The organism is Vibrio amylolyticus (genome assembly GCF_023145695.1).
GTDB classification, from domain to species: Bacteria; Pseudomonadota; Gammaproteobacteria; order Enterobacterales; family Vibrionaceae; genus Vibrio; species Vibrio amylolyticus.
Map to the genome: position 1 here is coordinate 476,070 of NZ_JAJHVV010000001.1, position 25,209 is coordinate 501,278.

Consider the following 25,209-nt stretch of genomic DNA (forward strand, 5'->3'; position numbering starts at 1 on the left):
TAACAATGGATATGGAAATTAGCCCACTTTGGCAAGCTCGGCACGATGATGAACACAAAATTAGGCGCGATGATCACCGTAGCCCGTATCAACGCGATCGCGCTCGAATACTTCATTCTGCCGCATTCAGGCGACTACAAGCTAAAACTCAGGTTCATGGCAACAGCGAGAATGATTTTCATCGCACTCGCCTAACCCACTCTTTAGAAGCGGCTCAATTAGGCACTGGTATTGTTGCTCAGCTAAAAAAGAAACAACCAAAATTTCGTGAGTTGCTTCCCTCTGATAGCCTAATCGACTCTCTCTGCCTCGCTCATGATATCGGCCACCCGCCTTACGGTCACGGTGGTGAAATTGCGCTTAATTTTATGATGCGGAACCATGGTGGATTTGAAGGTAACGCTCAAACATTTCGAATTGTGACTCAACTAGAGCCTTACACTGAACACTTCGGTATGAACCTCTCACGAAGAGCACTACTTGGATTAATTAAATACCCCGCCTTCCTTAGCCAAACTCAAGCCAAAAAGAAACCCACAGCGAGTGTCGACCAACGCCGACTAAACGCCAATGAATGGCATCCTGCAAAAGGCATCTATGACTGTGACAAACACTTTTTTGATTGGGTAATTAAGCCATTATCAAGTGAAGAACAAGAGCTCCTGTGTGAGCTTCGTAATGCACCACTGTCTAGTCGCCAGCACAATAAGACACGCTTTAAATCTCTCGATTGCTCTATTATGGAGCTTGCGGATGATATTGCTTATGGGGTTCATGATCTCGAAGATGCTATCGCATTAGGCATGATAGACAGAAACCAGTGGGTAGAAGCGGCAGCAAGCCAGCTAGCAGAATGTGGAGAGCCTTGGTTTGAAGAACATATTGCCTCTATCACTGAGATGCTTTTTTCAGGTAAACACCACCAACGAAAAGATGCCATTGGGGGAATGGTTAACGCCCTACTCACCAGTGTTACCATTCAATCGGTTAATGCTGACTTTCAGAGCCCATTACTCGCTTACAACGCTTACTTAGACCGTAACATGGCAACAGCCCTGAATATTCTAAAGCGCTTCGTTAGCCAATACGTGATTCAAATACCGCAAGTTCAGGTCGTTGAGTACAAAGGACAACAGATCATCATGGATTTGTTTGAAGCGCTAAGTGCGAATGCCGACCGGTTATTGCCTGAGGTGGAGAAAAGAAAATGGCAGTTGGCAAAAGGTAATCAAAGCCAAGAGCTACGTGTGATTGCTGACTATATTTCCGCGATGACCGATGGCCATGCTCAGCGACTTCATCAACAGCTCTTTTCAAGTAGCTAATCTGTCAGAGTTTATTCAGATAAACTCTTTTGATAGTTACGCTCAAAAACACCTTCAGGCATTTGATTGATGTAAAACTGGATCATATTGTCAAACGCAGTCAGTAGTGGTGTGAAGTCTTGCTCTGGCTGCAGAATACTAAGCACATGATACCCTGCCTCTACCGTCGATAAACTGTTGTCACTGGGCGCTTTACGAATACGGTAATTGCCTTTTAAACCTTTAGGTAAATGCAGCATCGGCAGTTCATGTAGATTCTTGGATACCTGCCACATCTTGTAGGCTTTCTTCCATGTACCATCCAGTAATATGACTCTGATTTTTTTAGACGATGGATTGAGGCCTAAACCACTCTGTTCATCACCATTCACTGAAAGAGATGAAACACAATAAGATTGGTCACATGGGTACATGATGTAGTGCGTATAGTGTGAATCATCCAGTAAACTATTTAGCTCTGTATGCTGGCTAAAGTCTTCACCAATAAAGCAGACACTATTTTCAAGCGACAACGTCAAAATCTTAGCCGTTCCCATCGGGCGGTTTTTTTCGCCGGAATGCTGAAGGATGATCAATTCAACATTCGATGGTAAGCTTTTAATCCAACGACAAATACACGCTTTGTGTGATTTTCCACATTGTAAACAATATCGGTACATATCTTGCGCGTTTACCTTCTGTTATCTGTTATCAGCGTCATCTGTTTTGGCTTACAATTTGAGCCGATGCAATCCTATGTCGAATGGAATGCGACTGCAATCCATTCGGGACAATGGTGGCGGATCCTAACAGGAAATTTCACCCACACCAACTTTGCCCACTTGGCAATGAACCTGATTGGACTATGGGCCATCAGCTTTATTTTTAAACCAAGCGTAAACACACTGTGGATTCCTCTTCTGGTCACCTGCATCGCTGTTGGTATCGGTAATCTATTCACCGACATGCAAATCTATGTGGGTTTGTCGGGAGCGCTGCATGGATTATTTGGTTATTACGCACTACGTGAAAGCCTACAAGGGCGAAAAGGGAGCTGGTTACTGGTGATGGGGTTATGCTTGAAAATTGTATGGGAGTTTTTTTTCGGTGCACCCACCGCGACCAGCGGTTTAATTGAGGCACGCGTGGCGATTGAGTCCCACCTCTTTGGTGCCTTATCAGGGCTACTGCTTGCAAGCCTAATTTGTCTCTTTAATAAAAAACAAAATGCCCAACATTTTTAACTACTAAGAATCAAAAAGTTAGGCATTTTGTGGATATTAACGCTCATTAATCGCGATGAGCTATCTAGACTGTTCTAGCTACTACTTAGACAATCGGTTTTTGACCTCGACTGATCAGCTTCATCAGTACACTGTCAGCTGCCTCGCCTGCAACACCTGCCAGCTTATCGGTGATCTTTTTCTTCTGCACATAATGAATCGACAATACTGTCTTATCTTTACACGCTTCAACCACAACATCGTCTGACGTTTTTATCTCATCAACTAAGCCAAGCTCTTTCGCTTGAGTACCAAACCAGTGCTCGCCCGTTGCCACCTTCTCAAGATCAAGCTCAGGACGACGCTCACGAATGAAGTCTTTGAATAGACCGTGCGTCTCTTCTAGCTCTTGCTTGAACTTGTCACGCGCTTTATCACTGTTCTCACCAAACATGGTCAAGGTACGCTTGTATTCACCCGCCGTCAGCTGTTCAAATTCAATGTCGTGCTTCTTAAGCAGTTTATTGAAGTTAGGCAGCTGCGCAATCACGCCAATTGAACCAACAATCGCAAACGGTGCAGAGATAATTTTGTCAGCAATACACGCCATCATGTAACCGCCACTTGCTGCTACTTTATCAACCGAGATACTCAGTGGTAAGCCAGCCGCTTTAATACGATCAAGTTGAGACGATGCCAAACCATAGCCGTGTACCATGCCACCACCAGATTCTAAACGAAGTAGCACTTCATCACCTTCACGTGCAACTGCTAAAATAGCCGTGACTTCTTCACGCAGTGACGCCACTTCTTTGGCATCAATACTGCCATTGAAGTCTAAAACAAACAGGTGAGGTTCGCGTTGTGAGTCAAGCTCCCCCTCTTTCACTGCTTTTTTAATGTCTTTTTCACGAGACTTAGTTTTCTCTTTCTCGCTTTTCTTCTCAGCTTTATCACGTGCTTTAAGAAAGGCTTCATCATGTAAGTGATGTTCTAGCTGTTCGACACGCTCTTTATGCTGCTCAGTTAGGTTAGTGATTTCGAGTTCACCTTTCGCTGCGCCTTTTCCACTAACGCCTTTAGCAATCACTAAAATCGCAATAATCGCGACGACGACAGTCGCAATCTTGGCCAAAAACAGGCCATAGTCCAACAAAAATTCCAATGTCATTATCCTCAAATGTGCGAATTAGTGTATTGTTCGTTCTACTCGGTTATTGTAACCGTCTTATCATAAAGAAAAAAAGAAAATCATAACAATAAGGAAGCTTACGGTGAATTATTCAGTTTCTGCAGATGCCCTCAAAAATAAAGTCATTTTAGTCACAGGGGCTGGTGCAGGCATCGGAAAACAAGCTGCGATGAGTTTTGCAGAGCATGGAGCGACGGTTATTTTACTTGGCCGTACCGTGAAAAAATTAGAGCAAACCTACGATCAGATCGTTGAAGCTGGCTTTGCTCAACCTGCCATTGTCCCTTTAGATATGAAAGGCGCAACAAAGCAGCATTACATTGATATGGCTGAAACCATTCAAGGTCAATTTGGTCGTCTTGATGGGGTATTACATAACGCGAGCCTTCTCGGTGTGATTAGCCCGTTTGACCAAATTGGTGAAGACACCTTTGACGAAGTCATGCAGGTGAATGTGAAAGCTCAGTTCTTGATGACTCAAGCCCTGCTGCCACTGCTGCACAAATCTGATGATGCTCGTGTGACTTTCACCTCATCAACCGTTGGCCACGTTGGTCGCGCCTATTGGGGCGCTTACGCGATCTCTAAATTTGCAACAGAAGGCATGATGCAAGTACTCGCTGATGAAGTGTCTGACTCATCTATTCGAGTGAATGCGATTAATCCAGGCGGTACTCGCACTGGTATGCGCGCTAAAGCATTCCCAGCTGAAGACGTAGAGCTATTAAAAACGCCGAAAGATATTATGCCTCTGTACCTGTACCTAATGGCACCAGAAGGTAAAGAGCTACATGGCCAATGTATTGATGCTCAGCCTAAGTAACGTCTTGAAATAACAGATATCGATACGTTAAAAATGCCTCATTAACATAGTGAGGCATTTTTGATCAACACAAGTTAACACTCTCATCCCTTCACGCTTTTTCATTCCAATATCTTGATCTTTTTATTGCTGCTCTGACTGCATAATATATACTGTATAAATGTACAGTTAAATTATTGTGTGTGTACTGATATGTATGAAACGATCGAACAATTAAAAAGCAATCACTTAATATGGCAAGGCGCCCATACTCCGATCTCTGGTGAACACCTTTCAACAGGCTTTGATACTCTGGATCAGAAGCTAGAAGGCGGCTACCCAAAGCATGGTGTTGTTGAGATTCAATCTCTTAGTGGGATTGGTGAGCTTCGCCTTATGTTTCCTCATATTAGACAGAGTAATAGCCAACGATTGACTGTCTTTATCCAACCACCGGGAAACCTATGTGCCGAGCAACTTGAAGCGGAGCAAGTTGATCATGGAAAAGTTCTGATCATCTACCCTGAAACACCGCAACATGCACTATGGGCAGCCGAGCAATGCTTAAAAAGTGGTGCATGCGAGCAGGTGCTCTTATGGCACTCTGATCTTGAAGTTCATCAAGCACGAAGGCTACAAGTCGCGAGTGAAGAAGGCGATTGCTTGCAGTTTATTTTTCGTCACCCGCAAGAGGGGCGATTTTCTTTGCCCGTGAGTTTAAGTATGACGCTTTCCCCTCATCGACACGGGCTTGAAGTCACCGTGACAAAACGTAAAGGTGGCTGGCCTCAAGGCAGCTTTATTCTTCATATGGACCATTTGTGGCCAAGCCTAACTCTTGTCCAAGATTCGCCTGTTGTTGTCCCTTTCCCTCTACTCAAGCAGGGTTAAACATGCAGGTTTGGCTCTATTTACATTTTCCTTATTTGCAGCTTGATGCCCTGTTTTCTTCACCTGCGTCACTTTCTTCACAAGGGCCATCTTCTGAGCAGAGTTCGTTAACGCTGCCGCTCGTTATTGTTGATGAGAAAAAACATCAAATTGTTCAATTAAACAATGTGGCGCAAGAGCAAGGGATAAAAGTTGGAATGGGGCTAGGAAGCGCAGCGGCACTGTGCTCTGATCTACAAGTACACGCCTACGACAGTGATACTGAACACCAAACGTTAACTCATATTGCCCAGTGGCTCTATTTAAAAACCTCAGACATCACCTTGTACCCATCAAAAGGGTTGTTACTCAAAGTGACCAATATGCTTTCGCTATATCATGACCTTGATAGCTACTGGCAAACTCTCTATGCACATATCACCAAACTTAACCTGCGCTTTCACTTTGCCACAGGGTTCTCTCCTTACTCTGCAATGGTTTTAGCGAAATCCGCAAAGGATACGCTTTATCGCGATAAAGAAGCGATCATGGCCCAACTAAAACCCCACCCTCTAGCAGCTAGTGAACTAGAAAAAAAACAGGTTGAGCAACTAAGCCGCGTGGGAATTAAGACCTTTCAAGAGCTGCTTGCTTTACCTCTTCAGGATCTGGCTAAACGCTTCAATATTGAATTAGTCAATTATGTGGGTCGATTACTTGGTCAGTTCAAGCACCCTGTGATCTTTTATCACCCGCCAGAAGCGTTCAACCGTTACCTAGAACTGCTGTTTGATATTGATAATGTACTATGGCTTGAGAAACCACTGATGAAACTGCTTGAACAATTAGAGCTCTTTTTAACCCTACGTAACCAAGTGGCCTATGAGCTTTGCTTAACCTTACATCTTCGTGATCACCCAGACCAAAACCAATCATTCACCTCTGCGGGAGGCGATTACTTTGCTGCAAAATGGGCCGTGCTCAGCAAGCTTTCACTGGAGTCTATCACCCTTAATGCCCCTGCTCACGGTATGACACTGAGAATCACCCGTGGCGGTGAGCGGCAAAGTCATACTCAGGATATTTTTACTGGGACAACGGCACGTGGAATCAATGCCCAACAAACCGAACTTGAGCTCATCTCACTGCTTCAAGCAAAACTTGGTAGCGAACGGATATGTAAAACGCAAAAAACTCACGATCCTAGGCCAGAAAAGGCAACACGATTGTATAACCCTATCTCAATGCCAGAAGTTCATTCCCCGCTTATAGAACCGCGTCTTCGTCCCTCAATTATGGAGCCAACCCCTCTGCCGCTATATGAAAAAGTGAGCATTATTGATGGCCCCGAAAGGATTGTTTCAGGTTGGTGGGATGGCGATCAGATCACGCGTGACTACTTTGTCGTACGCAGCAATGAAGGTCGTTGGTTATGGGTATTTCGCGATAATAAGCAGCAGTGGTTTTTACATGGCCAGTTCAGTTGAGCTCACAGCCTTCGAGTAACACTATGAAATACGCCGAGCTCTTTTGCCAAAGTAATTTCTCATTCTTAACCGGTGCTTCTCACGCAGAAGAGCTTGCTATTCAAGCCGACTTTTTACGTTATCAAGCATTAGCGATCACCGATGAATGCTCGGTTGCAGGCGTAGTAAAAGCGCACACCGCAATAAAAGACCACCAACTCTCCATTAAGCAGATCGTGGGCAGTATGTTTTGGCTCAATTCAGAGTGCCAGTTCATACTGCTGTGCCCAACGAGAGAAGCCTACGCTGAGCTATGCCGTATTATTACGAACGCAAGAAGGCGCGCTGAAAAAGGTGACTATCAGCTTTCTGAATGGGATATTCTGTCTGTTCAACACTGTTTCATTTTATGGCTACCTTGCTATCAAGAAACAGACCATCACTGGGGTCATTGGCTCACTCAACACCACTCACACCGATTATGGCTTGGTTTACAGCGTCACCTTAATGCCAACGACAAAGCATTTATAAAACATTGTGAAGCACTCTCCGCCGAGCTTCATCTACCCATTGTTGCCTGTGGTGGGGTTCTTATGCACACGGCAACGCGGCTGCCGTTACAGCATACCTTAACCGCGATTAAGCATGGCGCTACATTAGAATCGATTGGCCCTCATATGCTCACTAACGCCGAAAGAGCACTGCGCACTAAAGAGAAACTGTCCAAACTGTTCAAACCGGAATGGCTTCTTGAGAGCCACCTTATTGCTGAACGATGTAAGTTCAACCTTGGATCTCTGCGATATGAGTACCCAAGCGAGCTCATCCCCAATCAAATGACCCCAATCGGCTATTTACGCGCCCTCACAGAACAAGGTAAAAACAAGCGCTTCCCAAATGGCACCCCAGAACACATTGAACAAACCATTGATAAAGAGTTAATGCTGATCGAACAGCTTGATTATGCTTTTTTCTTTCTCACCATTCACGACATTGTGATGTTTGCTAAACGTCAAAACATCCTCTACCAAGGTCGAGGCTCCGCGGCAAACTCCGTTGTCTGTTATTGCCTTGAAATAACAGCCGTCGACCCAAGACAAGTCTCAGTGTTATTTGAGCGATTTATTAGTAAAGAGCGTAATGAACCGCCCGATATTGATGTTGATTTTGAACATGAACGTCGTGAAGAGGTCATTCAGTATATCTATAAAAAGTATGGCCGAGAGCGTGCTGCACTCGCCGCTTCCGTGATCTCCTATCGCTTAAAAAGCGCCATTCGAGACATAGGTAAAACATTAGGAATCAATGAAACTCAACTCGATTTTTTCATCAAAAATATCAATCGAAGGGATCATCAACTCGGCTGGCAGGCTCAACTCATCGAGCTTGGGTTAAAGCCTGAGTCGCTCAAAGGTGAGCAATTTATCTCATTGGTTAACGAGATCATGGGATTTCCACGCCATCTGTCTCAGCATGTGGGCGGCTTCGTTATCTCTTCAGGCCCATTATATGAATTGGTGCCGGTTGAAAATACGGCAATGAAGGAGCGCACAGTAATTCAATGGGACAAAGATGATCTTGAAAGCCTTGGATTACTCAAAGTCGATGTCTTAGCACTGGGTATGCTCACGGCCATTAGAAAATGTTTCTCTTTGGTCGAAAAGCATCACGGTCAATCACTCTCTATTGCCGACATTACACGAAGAAAAGACGAGCCAAATGTCTATAACATGATTCAGAAAGCCGATACCGTTGGCGTGTTTCAAATAGAGTCACGAGCGCAAATGAGTATGCTGCCACGGCTTAAACCCACTTGTTACTACGACCTAGTCATTCAAATCGCGATTGTACGTCCTGGGCCCATACAGGGCGATATGGTGCATCCATTTTTAAAAAGACGTGATGGCATAGAGCCTATTACTTACCCATCTGACGAAGTAAAACAAGTTCTCTCACGGACAATGGGAGTGCCTATTTTCCAAGAGCAAGTCATTAAGCTCGCGATGGTTGCCGCGGGATTTTCAGGAGGTGAAGCCGATCAGCTGCGCAGAGCCATGGCCTCTTGGAAAAAAAATGGCGAACTGATTAAGTTCAAGACGAAGTTGATTAATGGCATGCTTGATCGGGGTTACGAAAAAGAGTTTGCCGAACGCATCTTCGAACAAATTTGTGGATTTGGTGAATACGGTTTTCCGGAAAGCCACTCGGCGTCATTTGCAGTGTTAGCTTATTGCTCAGCATGGCTAAAATATTATTATCCAGAAGCCTTCTACACATCGCTGCTCAACAGTTTACCTATGGGCTTCTATAGCGCTGCACAGCTGATTCAAGATGCAAAGCGACACAGCATTACCATCTTGCCCGTCTGTGTTAATCACTCTAATCATCAACATACCGTAGTAAGTGGGCCATCTGGACTCGCCATTCGCCTAGGGTTTCGCCTAGTAAAAGGGCTCAGCACAGATGGTATACGTCAGCTCAGTAAAGCGAGACCTAGCCATGGTTACCAGCATCCAAGCCAATTACAGCATATTGGGTTAAACAAGCGTGATATTGAATTACTGACATCTGCAGATGCGATGCATGAATTTGCTAATAATCGTTATCAGGCTCGTTGGAGCATGATGGACTCCATCACCGACCTGCCACTCTTTCAACACATCAATGAAGATAGCCATACTCAAAGCAACAATTGTCAAAATAACACTAATCCAAATAGCAGCTATCAAGGCAATGAGCCTCAAATCGAAGCCCCAAATGATATGCAAATATTGGTTGAGGATCTTTCCTCTATGGGCGTTTCTTTAACTCAGCACCCCATTACCTTACTTGATAATTCAAAGCTTCTTGGCCCCTTTACTCGCCAAAAAGACCTCACTCAAAAAGCGCATCAATCAATGATTACCGTTGCTGGATTAGTGACGGGAAGACAATCGCCAGCCACCGCGGCCGGCGTTACTTTTCTCACTCTAGAAGACGATACAGGTAACGTTAACGTTGTGGTTTGGAAAGCGACAGCTCGCGCACAAAAACAAGCCTACTTAACGGCAAAAGTATTAATGGTGAAAGGGATATTAGAGCGAGAGGGGGATGTAACGCATATCATTGCAGGGCGCTTGATTGATTTAACGGAACATTTTGAGCAAATTGATACGCACTCACGTGACTTCCATTAGGGCTAAACGTCATCAATGTCATTGAATAGTAGGCATAAAAAAGGGAGGAGAACCTCCCATTTTTAATCAGTGGTTGAACTGACTATTTACAGTTCGACTTCTGCTTCCGTGCATCTTTTCTTCCATACTTTCCACAATAACATGCTTAATGTTGTTGCTATCAAGATCATAGAATAAAACTACCTAAAAGGAATTTAAAAAAGATTACAGATAGTACGGTTTATAAAAACCTCAGTAATTGTAGCAAGAGTACGGAATAAGCCTCTCAAAAAAGCAATAAAATGAGATCTAGCCGGATAAAAGATCTCGCAGCCTATCTTGAGCAACTTGAACTAATAAATCCGGTTGGAATTTAGAGATAAAGCGATCACACCCTACTTTTTCTACCATCGCTTCATTGAAGTTTCCACTAAGTGATGTATTCAAAGTAATGTAAAGATTCTTCATTCTAGGGTCATTTCTAACTTCATAAGTCAGCTTATAGCCGTCCATCTCTGGCATTTCCGCATCGGTTATCATCAACAGTAATTCAGAATAAATATCCTTGCCTTCATCACACCAAGATTTGAGCAGATTTAAAGCTTCCAAACCATCATTGCACTCTATGATATTCAAGCCAAGCTGCGACAGTGTTCCCTTCACTTGATTTCTCGCCGTAGAAGAGTCATCAACAATCAACACATTTCTACCAATCATTTGCGAGGCTAGATCTTCATCTAAGATCCCTTCAGAGATTGAGACATCATAATCAATGATCTCAGCGAGTACCTTTTCTACGTCAATAATTTCAACGATATGAGACTGTCCCTCCTCTTCGATGTGAGTGATTGCAGTCAGATAGTTAGATCTTCCGGTGGTTTTCGGTGGTGGCTGTATCTCTGTCCATGCGGTATTGACTATATTTCGTACTTGTCCCACGAGGAACCCCTGAGTAGACCGATTGTACTCAGTAATGATCAAATTCTGCTCTTGCTCCTCACCTCTCACCGGCGGGAAACCAATAGAGCTACGAAGATCAATCACAGGAACGGATTCTCCACGCAAAGATGCAACGCCTGTAATATTATGATGTGAGCCGGGCATTTTAGTCATAACAGGCACTTTAAGCACCTCTTTGACCTTAAATACATTGATGGCAAAAATCTGTCGACTATTTAAGCTAAACAACAATAGCTCTAGACGGTTTTCTCCAACTAGGTTAGTTCGTTGATCAACTGAATTAAGAACTCCGGACATACATTCTCTCGGATTACTGGTCTATAAATAACATAGTCCATAGTATGGGCCTTAGACAAAAAATAACCCACACAACAGCTACGTCACGTGGGCATACTTTTCACCATTGAATATCGTGAGCTAGCCTTCGATGACTCTCATTAAGAGTAGTCCATCAAACAGCGCTTGCTTAATTAGTGCAGCACCAGGCATGGTAGCCTGCTTATAAAAGCGCGATTCCACTAACTCTAAGTCATGATGATAAACAGGTAAGCTTTGCTCTTTAATACACTTTGATATTGCAGGGTAAAGAACATCTTTCGCTTGATTAATAACACCGCCAACCAAAATCTTCTCTGGGTTGAATAGATTAATCACAATAGCAATAGCAGCCCCTAAATAACGGCCGAGTTTTTCAATAACATCAACAGCTAAAGGATCGCCATTGGCAGCAGCAGAACAAATTGATTCTAATGTCATCTCTTCCTGGGTACTAAGCTCAGACTCTTCCCCATTGGCTATTCGTCTTGCCACTTCTTCTCTAATCGCTTGAGAACTTGCCACCGTTTCAAGACAACCTCGATTACCGCACTGACACAGTGAACCATTCGGATCAATTTGAATATGACCAAGCTCACCAATATTACCGTGACGACCTTGTAGCACGCGGCCATCCAAAATAATACCCGCACCTAACCCATGGTGAATCGAAATCAACACAGAGTTGTCATTGTCTTGAGAGTGCCCAAAAAGCTTTTCCGCCAACGCCCATGCACGAGTATCGTTAGCAACAAAAACAGGTAATCCTGTTGCTTTATAGATTTCAGGACCTAACGCTAAATCTTTCACATTGTAATGAGGCATCTGCAACACAATGCCATCTTCTGAATTAACAAGCCCAGGAAGCGTAATCGCTATGCTCGTCACCCTGTCTAACTGCTCTGAATAGGTTTGGAAAAATTCATCAATTTCATGCAGCAAACGGGCAAGAACATCCTCTTGGTCTAGCTCATGAATATCAATTTTCGTGTCAATAAGAACATCACCACCTAACTCATGAAGCGCAATCGTCAAATAGCCTCGACCTAAACGCATTGATAAGAACTGCCAGCCTTGATTATTCACTTGCAAACCAACAGCAGGTCGACCACGACTTGTCGACTCTTGAACTGTCGTTTCATGAATAAGGTGAGACTCTATTAACTCACGAGTGATTTTTGTGATACTTGCAGGTGCAAGCGCACTCTCTTTCGATAAATCGATTCGAGAAATAGGACCTTTTTGGTCTATGAGTTTATAGACTCGACCAGCATTAACCTGCTTAATATGATCAATGTGACCGGGTTGGGCGATGTACATGATGTACTCCAAAATTCAACAACATATTAATTTTTTTACTTTGCGAAGTAATTGTGAAGTGCTTTGATATATTGCCGTGACAAGTATCACGGAGAAAAACTCATCTTTGCGGAAGATGTCGAATTGTGGACCTAATTTTCTCTAAAACTTTTTTATGAGCGCGAACTAATTCGCTGTTCCTATTGATTATCATTAATTCGACATCCCAAACTTTAAACACCGCATATACTGTAAAGGTTACGTGTAATTTAGGAGAACAGGATGACCCCAGCGACACGCAGAACAAAGATAGTAACCACTCTTGGCCCTTCCACCGATAAAGACGATAACTTACTCGAAATTATTAAAGCAGGTGCAAATGTTGTTCGAATGAACTTCTCACACGGCACTGCCGAAGATCATAAAATCCGCGCGGAAAAAGTAAGAGCCATCGCCGCTAAATTTGGTATACACATCGCCATATTAGGTGATCTACAAGGACCAAAGATCCGCGTCTCAACATTTAAAGATGGCAAAATCACCCTAGAACAGGGGGACCGCTTCACGCTTGATAGTGATTTAGGTAAAGGTGAAGGTAATAGCGAATCTGTTGGGCTTGATTACAAAGAACTTCCAAATGATGTTGAGCCTGATGACATTCTTCTTCTTGATGATGGACGCGTGCAGCTGAAGGTGATGTCAGTTGAAGGGAATAAAGTTCATACTGTTGTCACTATTGGTGGACCTCTTTCAAACAACAAAGGCATCAACAAGAAAGGCGGCGGCCTTTCTGCTGACGCTCTCACAGAAAAAGACAAAAGAGATATTCTACTTGCCGCTGAGCTCAAGGTTGATTATTTAGCCGTCTCTTTCCCAAGAAATGGTGAAGACATGAAGTACGCCAGACGCCTCGCACGAGATGCCGGCCTTGAAGCTAATCTTGTCGCAAAGGTCGAGCGAGCTGAAACCGTTGCAACGTTAGAAAATATTGACGACATCATCATGGCATCAGACACCGTTATGGTAGCCAGAGGTGATTTAGGTGTTGAGATTGGTGACCCTGAACTTGTAGGCGTACAAAAACAGCTGATTCAACGTGCGAGAGCGCTTAACCGCACTGTGATTACTGCAACGCAAATGATGGAGTCAATGATCAACGCCCCTATGCCAACACGAGCTGAGGTTATGGATGTAGCCAATGCCGTCTTAGATGGGACTGATGCCGTGATGTTATCTGGGGAGACCGCAGCAGGCTCTTACCCTGTCGAAACGGTGAAGTCGATGGCTGAAGTATGTGTGGGAGCGGAGAAAAAGGCACTAGAGAGCACCTCAAGCTACCGCATTGATCGAACCTTTGTGACCGCAGAGGAAACCATCTCTATGGCGACGATCTACTCTGCAAATCATATGGAAGGTATTAAAGGGATGGTTGCTCTCACAGAGTCTGGGCGCACCGCATTGATGATGTCACGACTGAGCTCAGGATTGCCTATCTTCGCTTTATCGAGAAATGAGGGGACGTTGAACCGATGTAGTTTATATCGTGGCGTGACGCCTCTTTATTTTGATACATCCAAAGAGTCAGGTATCGATGTCGCGCTTGAGGCGTTAAAGTCATTGAAGGAACGAAAGCTGGTTGAGTTTGGTGATATTTTAATCATGACCCAAGGTGATATTATGGATGTAGCAGGGTCCACCAACTGTCTTAGAATCTTAGCGGTAACGTAACTCGATCGTTAACCATCTTCCGTTCTATTCGTTTACTTAGGGCCTAGCCAAACATATCGCTAGGTCCTACTCAAAAAGCCGCTCTATGAATTCAGCTCTCATCGAAACTACAAGGGAGTTGAATACCCGACAAGGCTCTATTTATCTCATTATCAGAAGTGACTTCAACATGCGTGTCGACAAACTGATAACCCGCATCAAGACCAAGTTGGTAATCATGCAAAAGATCGTCTTTATTGCTCATCAAAGAGTTGGATTTTAATGGGCTATCCGGCTTAATTTGAACGATAAAACAGTCATCCGGCGGATGATGCAGAAAGTCTTGAGTTAATGAATAGGTTTGATAGTGTGCCATCAGCATATCCGTCAAACCCGAGTCAAACTTGTCACCAATGAGGTGACTCAGGCGATAAATGTCGTCCGCGCCAAACAGCCATCGACCTCCATTGATGGATTCTAAATGCCTGTGATCCAATTTCTGTTGTTTTGATTTTTCGACTTGCTGTTGAAAAAAAACATTCCAATCCAATTTCCAACGCCCGACTTTCTCTTGCCATTGCTCTTGAATAGAATTGAGTGATTCTCGATACCACACAACGTCTCTAGGCTGATCAGTCAAAAGATCGCTCTCAGAGTCTAGGTCTGCACCTTCTGTGCGTATAACTACGATACAGCGGGCTTCATTTCTCCACGCCTGTTGGACTGGGATCGCCGCTGAAACACCACCGTCTACATAACCTTCCCCGCCAATCATGACTTCTTTAGGGTAAAGCCTCGGTATGGCACAGGTTGCAACCATGACCTTATACCAATCGTCTTGAAGCATAGGTAAATAATGATCGTGCAACGTTGTCGCATGCGTTACTGCTGCAAAAGCTTTACGTTCACCAAGAACAAGCCGTCCCATATCAATATCAAGTTTATACGGATGGCTACTGATCGTATCTAACGCCCACTCGATACCTAAATACTGTTTACGACGAATATAGTGAAATAGGTTAAAAAATCGCGGATCAGTGGTCAGCTCAGTGAGGAAGGAGTGACCTAACCCTTTTTGCCGGCAGATATACGCACATAAGTTCAACGCACCTGCGGAGGTGCCGTAAAACTCATGAAAAGGATCAAAATTTGAAATCAAAAACGCATCAAGGACACCAGCAGTAAAGATACTACGCTGGCCCCCTCCTTGAGCGACGAGAGCATGCTTCCCGCTAACATATTGGGAAAACTGTTGAAGATCGAGACTTTTGGTAAGGTTGGTTACCACACCACAATTTTTCATAGAAAACACCCCGCTAGTGAGTGATAACAATCGCTCCAAATCCTGCCAAGACTCCAAGAATAATGGCGGTGATGAGAAGCGAGTATTTTAAATCTTGTTCCATAAATTCCTCCTTGTGCATATAAAAGTAATAACAGCACTGTGAAGCATCTTCAATTTATGTGTATTTTTCGTGCACAATTATGCTGTTAGCCTCACAATTGATTATATATGCAACAGTTTAAGTGGATCATTATGAATCAGTTCTTTAAGTCTTTTACAGTCACTGCCGTGTGGTTGAGTGCATTATTCATAACTCCACTCTCTTATGCTGACTTTTATCTAACTCCATGGGTTGGCTATACAGGGGGTGGTGCCGTTATTGATCAAGACGATGTTGAATACGATTTAAAGAACTCAGAAAGTTTCGCATTCACTTTTGAATCTACGTTAGATAAAGGCCGCATCGGGCTGTTCTACAGCAACCAAAATAGCCAAATAGAAACACTCAATGAAAAAAGTACGATTCAATACCTGCACTTTCAAAGCAGTATTTACTACCCGGTACGAGATAAAGTAAAAACTTACGTTGGCGTTGGTCTTGGGGCGTCTTATGTCGATGTGGATTGGGCCAGCGATAAATATGGGTTTTCAGCAAGCATGTTTGGAGGCATTGAATATGACATTAACGATACAATATCACTTAACAGCCAGTTACGTTGGTTAGGGACTGTCGTTGATAATGAAACAACTGGGATTTGTAACCTTCCAACCGACGAGTCTTGCGTCATTCGCTTCAAAACTGACTGGATGAATCAATTCTCAGCCAACATTGGATTAGTCGTACGTTTCTAACTTTGATCTTTATACAGTCGATTAATTCGTTATTGTGGCGAAAATCCAGTCATACGCCCTAAATGCCAAATAAGTCAATTAAACCACTGAAAAAACAACAAGCAGACCAATAACGCCAAATAAAACCAACTTGACGACATATAACCCTAATTTATCACGAAAAAATCAACAGTTTATCAATGCAAGGTAATCTCTTATCCATATATATTATATTGCACTCACCTCGATAACTCGGTAACCTCCCAGTCAACGCGTAGTTTATTATTTCAGATTACGCAAACACATTTAAAACAATTAAGAACAATATTCTGAGTTTTCTCACAGCAGTTAGAATATAAATCTAATATTGCGCGATATCACGGATGATAGAGCAGCCATTCAAGTCATATTTAGATGACTTAATTTGCCTTCCTTTTTATCTACACGCATGCTCAAGAAAAGCTTCATTCCTCAGGAGATTGTAAAGGAGTTATTATGAAGCGAGAACAATGGGGATCACGAGCTGGATTTATCTTAGCTGCAGTAGGGTCCGCAATCGGTCTTGGGAACATCTGGCGTTTCCCTTACATGGCTTACGAGAATGGTGGCGGCGCATTTTTTATCCCATACCTTTTTGCAATGCTGACTGCTGGTATTCCATTTATGATCATGGAATTCAGTATGGGGCAACGAAATCGAGGCTCAGCACCGATATCCCTATCTAAAATTCACAATAAATTTGAGTGGCTAGGTTGGTTCCAGGTGGGTATTGCCGCCGCTATCGCCGTCTACTATGTCGCGGTTATTGGTTGGTCAATTTCATACTTAGGTATGTCGTTTACTCAAAGCTGGGGGACAGATACCAATGCCTTCTTCTTTAGTGAGTATCTAAAGCTTGGTGACAACTCCCCTTCTAACCTAGGTTCTATACAGTGGAAGATTGCCGGTGCCATGCTAATTGCTTGGGGTGTCACCTATGCAGCGATCGTTGGCGGCGTTAAATCTGGTATTGAACGTGCCGCTAAAATAATGATGCCCGTACTGTTTATTATGGTGCTTTTGCTCATTGGTCGTATGATTTTCCTACCGGGTGCTCTTAATGGTGTGAACTACCTATTTGAACCAGACTTTAGCAAGATTTGGGATCTCAAGGTTTGGGCTGCCGCTTATGGTCAAATCTTCTTTACCCTAAGTATCGGTTTCGCTATTATGCTTGCATATTCTAGCTACCTACCAGAAAAGTCTGATATCAATAACAATGCCTTTATGACGGTATTGATTAACTGTGGCTTCTCTATTTTGGCCGGTATCATGATCTTCTCTATCCTTGGCTACATGGCTCATGAACAAGGTAAAGAGTTAACCGAGGTTGTGTCTGCAGGCGTTGGTTTAGCCTTTGTTACTCTGCCAGCAGCAATTAATGAACTCCCGGCACCGTACATTTTAGGTCCACTGCTGTTCTTAGCGTTGACAATTGCGGGTTTAAGCTCTCACATCTCAATCATTGAAGCCGTAACATCAGCGATCATTGACAAACTAAACTGGGGCCGTAAAAAAGCTGCAACCATCGTTTGTGGCGTGGGTGCTGTAGTATCATTGGCCTTCGCAACGAATGGCGGTCTACTACTACTTGATTTAGTCGATTATTTCACCAACAACATCGGTATTGTCGTTAGCTGTTTTGTCGAACTACTTCTGATGGTTTGGGTATTTAAAATTTCAAACGTTCGTAGTTACGTTAACAAAGTATCTGATTTTGAGATTGGCAGCTGGTTCGAAATTTGCCTGCGCTTTATTAGCCCTGCCATCCTTGCAGTCATTGTCTTTAATACGCTAAAGACAACTTTATCAGAAGGCTATGGTGGCTACGCTCAATCGGATCTATTACTGCTTGGTTGGGGCCTATTAGCGCTACTGTTTCTCGGTGGTGTGATTATCAACCTAACTAGCAAGAAGGAAGCTTAATTATGACAACTAGTGCAATTATCATGATGGTTCTAGGTCTTGGGATTACTTGGGGTGGTGCTATCTACTGTATTCGCCGAGCAATGAACAAGAAGTAACTTTCTCTTTTAAAAACAAAAGCCAGCATCAATTGCTGGCTTTTCTACATTCAAAATTCTTCTTAAAACAAAACCAACATTAGAATGCGTATTTGATACCCACTGCTGCACCAATTTGAAGCTCTGGCCCTTTATAAAGGTTTAGCTCTGGATGTACTTGTGCATACATATCCCAGCCGTGTGGTAGATCTACCGATAAGCCTAATGGAACACGTACTCCAAAGTCGTGGTCCCACTCTCCCCACGCACCCGCACCCACATACCAAGACAAAGGTAGATCGTCTTCGAAGCTACCGCGCTTAAGAATGTAATCAAACGCCGCGCCTTTGTTCCCTATTGTAAAACGATACTGACTATCTAACTCAACAACAACACTGAGCTGTTGATCGACTGCCATTCCCACTGAGAAGCCACTAGCGCCTGAAGACTCTTCAGAGAGAGCAGAAAAGGAAGCAATAGTTGCAAATAAAGGTATGAGCTTTTTCATCATGATCTCCAAAATAAGTGTGCGTATTTTATTTTGAATGGCGTTCAAAATGTCAGGGGAAAGTCAATGGGAGGAAGAAAATTGAAATGACATGATCAAAAAAGGAGGCCAAAGCCTCCTTTCATTTATAAATCAATGAGATTACGCGTTGTTGCGAATCCACTCATCCATATCTGTTTTTAGGTTGTCAGATTTCGTACCAAAGATAGCTTGAACGCCACCTGATACAACAACAACACCAGCTGCACCTAGTTTCTTCAGCTGATCTTGATCCACAACTTCAGTGTCAGCAACAGAAACACGTAGACGAGTAATACAAGCATCTAGGTTAGTGATGTTTGCTTTACCACCAAATGCAGAAACTAACTCACCCGCAAGTTCAGAGCCAGACGTTGCTGTAACAGCATCTTCTGTTTCATCTTCACGGCCTGGAGTCTTAAGGTCCATCGCCTTGATAACTGCGCGGAATACCACGTAGTAGATTACAGCGTAAACTAGACCAAGACCTACCATTAGTACCATGTTCTGAGCGTTGCCAGACAGTACAGTAAAATCAATTAAACCGTGTGAGAATGAAGTACCGTGTACAATTCCAAACGTGTTAGTTAGGAAGAATGCAGAACCCGCTAGTAGAGCGTGAATTGCGTAAAGTACTGGAGCAACGAATAGGAAAGAGAATTCGATTGGCTCTGTGATACCTGTTAGGAAAGATGTCAGTGCCGCAGAAGCCATGATACCCATCACTTTCGCGCGGTTCTCTGGTTTTGCAGAGTGAGCAATTGCGATTGCTGCTGCTGGAAGACCAAACATCTTAAACATGTAACCACCCGCAAGCTGACCGAAGCCATTACCAGCAGCACGTGTCGCTTCATCAGCAACTAGGTAACAAGTAAGAACACCCGTGTTCGCTTCGCCTGCCGCGTTTACACAACTACCAGCTTCGAAGAAGAATGGTACGTTCCAAACGTGGTGAAGACCAAATGGAATTAGAGAACGCTCAACGATGCCGTAGATACCAAATGCGACTTGTGGGTTCTGATCGGCAGCCCAGTGAGAGAAAGCACCGATAGCTGAACCGATTGGTGGCCATACGATAGAAAGTACAACACCTAGACCAATAGCCGTGAAACCAGTAATGATTGGCACCGCACGCTTACCAGCGAAGAAGCCCAAGTACTCTGGAAGTTGAAGTTTGAAGAAACGATTGAATGCCCACGCAGCGACACCACCAACAAGGATGCCACCTAGAACACCAGTATCGATGCTTTCAACGCCCATTACACCAGCCATAACACTTAGTGTTGCAGTCATGATGCCGTAGCCAACGATTGCAGCAAGACCTGCTACACCGTCGTTATTTGTAAAGCCAAGTGCCACACCTACTGCGAACAGCAGTGCCATTTGACCAAATACTGAACCACCAGCTTGCTCCATTAGATTTGAAACGATATCTGGAATGAAACCTAGATTGGCAGCGCCTACACCGAGTAAAATACCCGCAACCGGTAAAACTGATACTGGTAGCATCAGAGACTTACCGACTTTTTGCAGATTAGCAAAAAGGTTATTAAACATAATTATGCTCCTGAATGAATTATTAGAATTTTCTAGGTGTTAACGGCATACCCCCGTAGCTTTGATGTTAGCACCCAGCAAAAATGTAACCACGTATTGCATTATATTTTTCGCCTCTAAATATATATTGATGCCCTTCATGTTTTCTATACAGTTACGAAATTTAGTTTCAAAACACTAGATAGATCACAGTCGGCACTCGCTATAACAAGTGCCAATCATCACTTTAAATCGTTGTTTATATTGAACTTCATGTGCACAGCGATTAATTTCACTACGTAAATAAAATCAGCGTGATTGTTATTTTATGTAACAAAATTACATTTATCGCTTTCATCTCCATTGTTTCAACAAATTTCGTGAACAAGGTTTTTTTTGAGATCGATATCACTTTTAATACAAAAAAAAAGAGCCGAAGCTCTTTTTATAATCTATTCACAGTTTCTATCGCAAAAAAAGATCTGAGAAGTTTTTGCTTGTTTCCTGCCCTATTTTAGATAACGACACACCTTTAAGCTGAGCAATATACGCTGCAACCTCGACAACATAGGCGGGTTGATTCTCTTTACCGCGATGTGGAATAGGAGCAAGGTAAGGGGAATCGGTCTCAATTAACAGGCGATCGATAGGAAGCGATTTCACGACTTCCTTCAACTCAGTCGCCTGTTTAAACGTGACGATGCCTGATATAGAGATATAAAATCCCAACTCCATTGCTTTAATCGCAAAAGATAAGTCTTCAGTAAAGCAGTGAATCACACCACCACATTGATGTGCATTTCCCTCTTTTAAAATGGCGAGCGTATCTTCACGCGCATTACGAGTATGGATAATCAGCGGTTTATTGAGTTCAACTGCAAGTTCGACTTGTTGAGCAAAGCGCAGTTTTTGCAAATCGGCGGTTTCTGGCTTGTAGTGGTAATCTAAGCCTGTCTCGCCAATCGCCACAACCTTTTCATGGCGTGCATACTCATGAAGTACGTCTAGAGCAAAATCACTTTCAACGTCTAGTGGATGTACACCACAAGAAGCGTGGACTTGTTCAAAAGGGGCAATCATCTCTATCATTTTAGGAAATGAATCAAGTGTCACGCCGACAGAGAGCAGTTGAGTTACCTTAGCGTCTTGAGCTTTTTTAATCACATCCTCAATACCTAAGTGGCACTCGGTATAGTCTAGCTTGTCTAAATGACAGTGAGAATCTACAAACATACTTCCTCATTAAATTTAATTAGCCAATCAGAAATCATCAGTTCTTGATTTAATCCTGAGAACTGTCTTAACTGCTCTATCAATTGACAAAGCCTTTGACTCTGTTGATATAACAAATCATAGCTCATGGACTCAGATAGCTGCTGAGCCGCTGTTACCCCAGAGTCTTCGCAGACTTCAAAATGCGCTTTCTGTGCTTCACAAAGAAGATGCCAGAGCCATTGAAGTGCGTCTATCCCGCCATCACTAAGTGGCTTTAAGAGAACCAGAAAACTATCTTCTCCTTTTGCCATTGAGAGCATCGCGTTTTCAATCGATGCGTAGCGTTCAAGATGCCCTTGCTCAATAAACGTCTCTAGCTTTAAGGGTGCATTTTCATTTAATAATGCGGCATAACGGGGAATATCACGTTTCAAGCGATTCGAAACCCATGACGACGCATCCTCTGAGCTTGGTGACTTAATCGTCCACTGCTGGCATCGGCTAACAATCGTTGGTAAAAGCTGTTCTTTTTTCTCTGTTACCAATAAAAATAGACACTGATTTGCAGGAGATTCCAATGTTTTTAACAGTGCATTGGCCGCTGATTCATTCATCGCTTCCGCAGGATGAATAACAAAAAGGCGATAACCTGATAGCTGTGAAGATTCTTGCGCCGTATGGTTACATTGACGAATTTGGTCAACCGAGATGTTTTTTCCCGCCTTTTCAGGGGTGATGAAGTGAACATCTGGATGATTTGATGACAGCATCAGACCGCAGCTATGACAAAAACCACATGCACCGCTTTTATCATTGGTACACATTAATGCTTTACTAAAATGATCAACTAACTGGTCTGCACCTAATCCATCGCGAGCAATCAGCAACGTAGAATTGGTAAATGTGTCATTCTCTAGATTTCGTTTCCAAAGCTGCCACGTTTCTTCCAACCATGGGTAAAGCGAATTCATGCTATGCATTCTCGCTGTTTTTCATGTTATTCGAGCTGATAGCATTTTCATTAAGCCAAGTAATCAAAGCTAATTTAATATCAGCGGCCACTTGATCTATTTTTTGCTCAGCATTAATAACGGCTACTGCCTTATCATTTTTAGCTAACTCTAAATACTTATCTCTAGTTCTATCAAAGAACTCAATATTCATCTTTTCAATGCGGTCAAGCTCGCCACGTCCTCGAGCTCGCTCCAAGCCAACACGCGGGTCGAGATCGAGATACAGCGTGAAGTCTGGTTTGAAGCCGCCCAATGTGGTCTCTTTGAGAGCGGTCATTGTGGTCGATGGAATCTGTCGGCCGCCACCTTGATACGCTTGAGATGACATGTCATGTCTATCGCCTACAACCCATGAACCGTTATCCAACGCTGGTTTAATCACATTCTCTACTAACTGGACACGAGCCGCATACATAAGCAGCAGCTCGGTCATGTCTTGTAGTTGTTCACCTTGGTGCTCTTCTTTCACTAACGCACGCATTTTCTCTGCTAAAACCGTACCACCTGGCTCACGTGTTTGGGTCACGTTAGCAATGCCCGCGTCTTTGAGTGTTTCTAAGATAGCATTGATAGCAGTGCTTTTTCCTGCACCTTCAAGGCCTTCTACGACTACAAATTTTGCTTTATTCATTTCTGACTTCTTATCTCTCTCAGGTAGGCTCTTACAGCTGTATTGTGATCTTTCAGGTTTTTAGAGAACACATGACCACCTTTACCGCTGGCTACAAAATACAAATAGTTACTGTCTTCAGGGTTTAATGCTGCTTCAATCGAAGCTCGTCCTGGCATGGCAATTGGCGTTGGTGGCAGGCCATAAATAGTATAAGTATTGTATGGTGTTGGTGTTCTTAAGCCTTTCTTACCAATGCGCCCTTGATACTTATCGCCCATTCCGTAAATTACCGTAGGATCCGTTTGCAAGCGCATGCGCTTGTTTAAACGATTAACAAAAACTGACGCTACGCGTTCTCGTTCAGATTCGACAGCCGTTTCTTTCTCAATTATCGACGCTAAAATCAACGCTTCATAAGGAGACTTAAGTGGTAAGCCCGATTGCTTTTCGTTCCACTCAGAACTCAGCGCTTCATTAAGCTTATTATGAGCGCGTTTCAAAATATCTAAGTCTGTTGAGCCTAGCGTGTAATTATAGGTCTCAGCGAGCATCAGCCCTTCAAGCTTTAAATGTTCACTGCCTAGCTTCTGCGCAATTTCTTCTTCACTAAGCTCAGTAATGGTCTGCTCTAAGTACTCATCGGATGCTAACGCTTCTCGCCATTCATCGAAACGTGTACCTTCTACGAACGTAATAGAGAATTGATGCTCTCGCCCTTGAATAAGAAACGAAAGCGCCTCTCTTAAGCTTTGCTCTGGCAATAATCGAAATGTACCTGCTCGAATTTGAGTCAATTCCGGATATAGGCGACGAACTAACGGTTGGAATTGGTTTTCATTCACCCATCCTTGAGCTGTAAACTGAGAAAGTACACGATTAAAACTCGAACCAGGTTCAATCGTAAAAATCTGTTCATTGTCGATAGCAAAAGGTTGATCAAGGTAGTCGTCAACCTCACCTGTCACATAAAAAAAAGCACCTGCAGCAGTCACAGATACAACCATTAATAAAATAAATAACTTCTTAATCACGAACTATAATTCTCCTGAAATTCTCGGGTCGCAGGGCCCACTGGGAATAACTTATCTTTGATTTTCGTTACTGGAACAATCTCGCAAATTGAATTCGTTATGAACACTTCTTCTGCATTAAGTAACGCTGGCAGCTTGAATGAACCCATATTGATGGGTAATTGTTTCTCTTTCGCTTTCTTTAACAAAGCTTCACGCACTACACCGGCAACGCCACTATTTGTAAGTGAAGGCGTATATAGCGACCCTTCTTTTATCCAAAATATGTTGGCCATCGTTGTTTCAACTATATGACCTTGAAGATCAGTAACAATACCATCAAAAAAGCCCTGTGAATCGATATCTTGCTTAGCCAATATCTGTTCTAAGCGATTGTTGTGTTTATGCCCAGCAAGGTGTGGATTAAGTCCGAGTTGATAGTGGCAAACGCCTAACTCGATACCGTGTTCACCCCAAGTTTTATATTGTGCTGGATAAGCAAAGTGGCTGATAACAATATTGATGTTTGAGACACCATAACAACTATAACCCCGACCACCCTCGCCGCGAGTAATATTAAGGCGAAGCCCACCTTTTGGGGAGGTCAAAGCGGCTTTTTTTAACCAATCTTGGACTTGGTTCCAGTTTGGTTGATCGATATTTAATAATGTTAAACATCGCTCCATTCTAGACTGGTGGGCACTCCAGTTTTCTATTCTGCCTTCTCGCGTTAGCATCGTCGTGAAGCAGCCATCACCATATTGAAATGAGCGATCGGTTAACGAGATGGCCTCACTAGGCTGTCCATTTACCCAAAACATACAACTTCCTTATCGTGATAAACA

The 25,209-nt window shown here is 43.3% G+C and carries 23 protein-coding genes; 10 read left to right on the top strand and 13 right to left on the bottom strand.

Annotated elements, in window-relative coordinates:
- Positions 1 to 5: 5 nt before the first annotated feature.
- Positions 6 to 1,325, top strand: coding sequence for an anti-phage deoxyguanosine triphosphatase (locus tag KP803_RS02145; protein ID WP_248007181.1), 1,320 nt, complete (start codon positions 6 to 8; stop codon positions 1,323 to 1,325).
- Positions 1,326 to 1,336: 11 nt separating this feature from the next.
- Here the strand turns inward: KP803_RS02145 and KP803_RS02150 are convergent, their stop codons facing one another.
- Complete coding sequence (locus KP803_RS02150) at positions 1,337 to 1,984, bottom strand: tRNA-uridine aminocarboxypropyltransferase (protein ID WP_248007182.1); 648 nt, start codon at positions 1,982 to 1,984, stop codon at positions 1,337 to 1,339.
- Positions 1,985 to 1,987: 3 nt separating this feature from the next.
- Here KP803_RS02150 and rrtA point away from each other — a divergent pair, with 3 nt between their 5' ends.
- Positions 1,988 to 2,548, top strand: coding sequence for a rhombosortase (rrtA, locus tag KP803_RS02155; RefSeq protein WP_248007183.1), 561 nt, complete (start codon positions 1,988 to 1,990; stop codon positions 2,546 to 2,548).
- 85 nt (positions 2,549 to 2,633) lie between these two features.
- Here rrtA and sohB read toward each other — a convergent pair whose 3' ends face one another.
- Positions 2,634 to 3,692 (bottom strand): protease SohB, encoded by a 1,059-nt coding sequence (gene sohB / locus KP803_RS02160; RefSeq protein ID WP_248007360.1) that lies wholly within the window; start codon positions 3,690 to 3,692, stop codon positions 2,634 to 2,636.
- Positions 3,693 to 3,801: 109 nt separating this feature from the next.
- On the opposite strand from sohB, the gene KP803_RS02165 reads away from it, so the two are divergent.
- From KP803_RS02165 to KP803_RS02180, 4 genes are all read left to right on the top strand, one after another.
- Positions 3,802 to 4,542, top strand: a complete 741-nt coding sequence (locus tag KP803_RS02165; RefSeq protein WP_248007184.1) for a YciK family oxidoreductase — start codon at positions 3,802 to 3,804, stop codon at positions 4,540 to 4,542.
- A gap of 192 nt (positions 4,543 to 4,734) precedes the next feature.
- Positions 4,735 to 5,412, top strand: coding sequence for a translesion DNA synthesis-associated protein ImuA (gene imuA / locus KP803_RS02170; protein WP_248007185.1), 678 nt, complete (start codon positions 4,735 to 4,737; stop codon positions 5,410 to 5,412).
- 2 nt (positions 5,413 to 5,414) lie between these two features.
- Entirely contained in the window at positions 5,415 to 6,878 is a 1,464-nt protein-coding gene (locus tag KP803_RS02175) for a Y-family DNA polymerase (protein ID WP_248007186.1), read from the top strand.
- A 23-nt stretch (positions 6,879 to 6,901) separates the two neighbouring features.
- Entirely contained in the window at positions 6,902 to 10,033 is a 3,132-nt protein-coding gene (locus tag KP803_RS02180) for an error-prone DNA polymerase (protein WP_248007187.1), read from the top strand.
- Between the two features lie 288 nt (positions 10,034 to 10,321).
- On the opposite strand, the gene KP803_RS02185 is transcribed toward KP803_RS02180, so the two are convergent.
- Together KP803_RS02185 and mlc are read right to left on the bottom strand one after the other, a co-directional pair.
- Positions 10,322 to 11,269 carry a chemotaxis protein CheV gene (locus KP803_RS02185; RefSeq protein ID WP_248007188.1) on the bottom strand — a complete coding sequence of 316 codons (948 nt, stop codon included), beginning with the start codon at positions 11,267 to 11,269 and terminating at the stop codon, positions 10,322 to 10,324.
- A gap of 120 nt (positions 11,270 to 11,389) precedes the next feature.
- A complete protein-coding gene (gene mlc, locus KP803_RS02190) occupies positions 11,390 to 12,607 on the bottom strand; it encodes a sugar metabolism global transcriptional regulator Mlc (RefSeq protein ID WP_248007189.1) in 1,218 nt (405 codons plus the stop codon).
- A 261-nt stretch (positions 12,608 to 12,868) separates the two neighbouring features.
- Between mlc and pyk the strand changes: the two genes are divergently transcribed.
- Complete coding sequence (gene pyk / locus KP803_RS02195; RefSeq protein WP_248007190.1) at positions 12,869 to 14,314, top strand: pyruvate kinase; 1,446 nt, start codon at positions 12,869 to 12,871, stop codon at positions 14,312 to 14,314.
- Between the two features lie 91 nt (positions 14,315 to 14,405).
- On the opposite strand, the gene KP803_RS02200 is transcribed toward pyk, so the two are convergent.
- Both KP803_RS02200 and cydH read right to left on the bottom strand, forming a co-directional pair.
- Positions 14,406 to 15,596 (bottom strand): patatin-like phospholipase family protein, encoded by a 1,191-nt coding sequence (locus tag KP803_RS02200; RefSeq protein WP_248007191.1) that lies wholly within the window; start codon positions 15,594 to 15,596, stop codon positions 14,406 to 14,408.
- 13 nt (positions 15,597 to 15,609) lie between these two features.
- Entirely contained in the window at positions 15,610 to 15,699 is a 90-nt protein-coding gene (gene cydH / locus KP803_RS02205; RefSeq protein ID WP_248007192.1) for a cytochrome bd-I oxidase subunit CydH, read from the bottom strand.
- Positions 15,700 to 15,806: 107 nt separating this feature from the next.
- On the opposite strand from cydH, the gene KP803_RS02210 reads away from it, so the two are divergent.
- The 3 genes from KP803_RS02210 (at position 15,807) to KP803_RS02220 (ending at position 18,472) form a co-directional block, all read left to right on the top strand.
- Positions 15,807 to 16,430, top strand: coding sequence for an outer membrane protein (locus KP803_RS02210; protein ID WP_427916913.1), 624 nt, complete (start codon positions 15,807 to 15,809; stop codon positions 16,428 to 16,430).
- Positions 16,431 to 16,904: 474 nt separating this feature from the next.
- Positions 16,905 to 18,374: a sodium-dependent transporter gene (locus tag KP803_RS02215; protein WP_248007193.1), complete on the top strand. Its 1,470-nt coding sequence runs from the start codon at positions 16,905 to 16,907 to the stop codon at positions 18,372 to 18,374.
- Positions 18,375 to 18,376: 2 nt separating this feature from the next.
- Entirely contained in the window at positions 18,377 to 18,472 is a 96-nt protein-coding gene (locus KP803_RS02220) for a MetS family NSS transporter small subunit (RefSeq protein ID WP_248007194.1), read from the top strand.
- A 79-nt stretch (positions 18,473 to 18,551) separates the two neighbouring features.
- Here KP803_RS02220 and KP803_RS02225 read toward each other — a convergent pair whose 3' ends face one another.
- The 7 genes from KP803_RS02225 to pabC all read right to left on the bottom strand — a co-directional run bounded on the left by KP803_RS02225 (position 18,552) and on the right by pabC (position 25,185).
- Positions 18,552 to 18,959: a hypothetical protein gene (locus tag KP803_RS02225; RefSeq protein WP_248007195.1), complete on the bottom strand. Its 408-nt coding sequence runs from the start codon at positions 18,957 to 18,959 to the stop codon at positions 18,552 to 18,554.
- A gap of 141 nt (positions 18,960 to 19,100) precedes the next feature.
- On the bottom strand, positions 19,101 to 20,534 hold the full coding sequence (ptsG, locus tag KP803_RS02230) for a PTS glucose transporter subunit IIBC (RefSeq protein WP_248007196.1): 1,434 nt from the start codon (positions 20,532 to 20,534) through the stop codon (positions 19,101 to 19,103).
- 444 nt (positions 20,535 to 20,978) lie between these two features.
- Entirely contained in the window at positions 20,979 to 21,746 is a 768-nt protein-coding gene (locus KP803_RS02235; protein WP_248007197.1) for a TatD family hydrolase, read from the bottom strand.
- A complete protein-coding gene (holB, locus tag KP803_RS02240) occupies positions 21,737 to 22,699 on the bottom strand; it encodes a DNA polymerase III subunit delta' (protein WP_248007362.1) in 963 nt (320 codons plus the stop codon). The genes KP803_RS02235 and holB overlap by 10 nt, the downstream gene beginning before the upstream one ends.
- A 1-nt stretch (position 22,700) precedes the next feature.
- Positions 22,701 to 23,372, bottom strand: coding sequence for a dTMP kinase (tmk, locus tag KP803_RS02245; RefSeq protein WP_248007198.1), 672 nt, complete (start codon positions 23,370 to 23,372; stop codon positions 22,701 to 22,703).
- Positions 23,369 to 24,385: an endolytic transglycosylase MltG gene (gene mltG, locus KP803_RS02250; RefSeq protein WP_248007199.1), complete on the bottom strand. Its 1,017-nt coding sequence runs from the start codon at positions 24,383 to 24,385 to the stop codon at positions 23,369 to 23,371. Before mltG ends, tmk begins: the two co-directional genes overlap by 4 nt.
- Positions 24,382 to 25,185, bottom strand: coding sequence for an aminodeoxychorismate lyase (gene pabC / locus KP803_RS02255; RefSeq protein WP_248007200.1), 804 nt, complete (start codon positions 25,183 to 25,185; stop codon positions 24,382 to 24,384). The genes mltG and pabC overlap by 4 nt, the downstream gene beginning before the upstream one ends.
- Positions 25,186 to 25,209 lie beyond the last annotated feature (24 nt).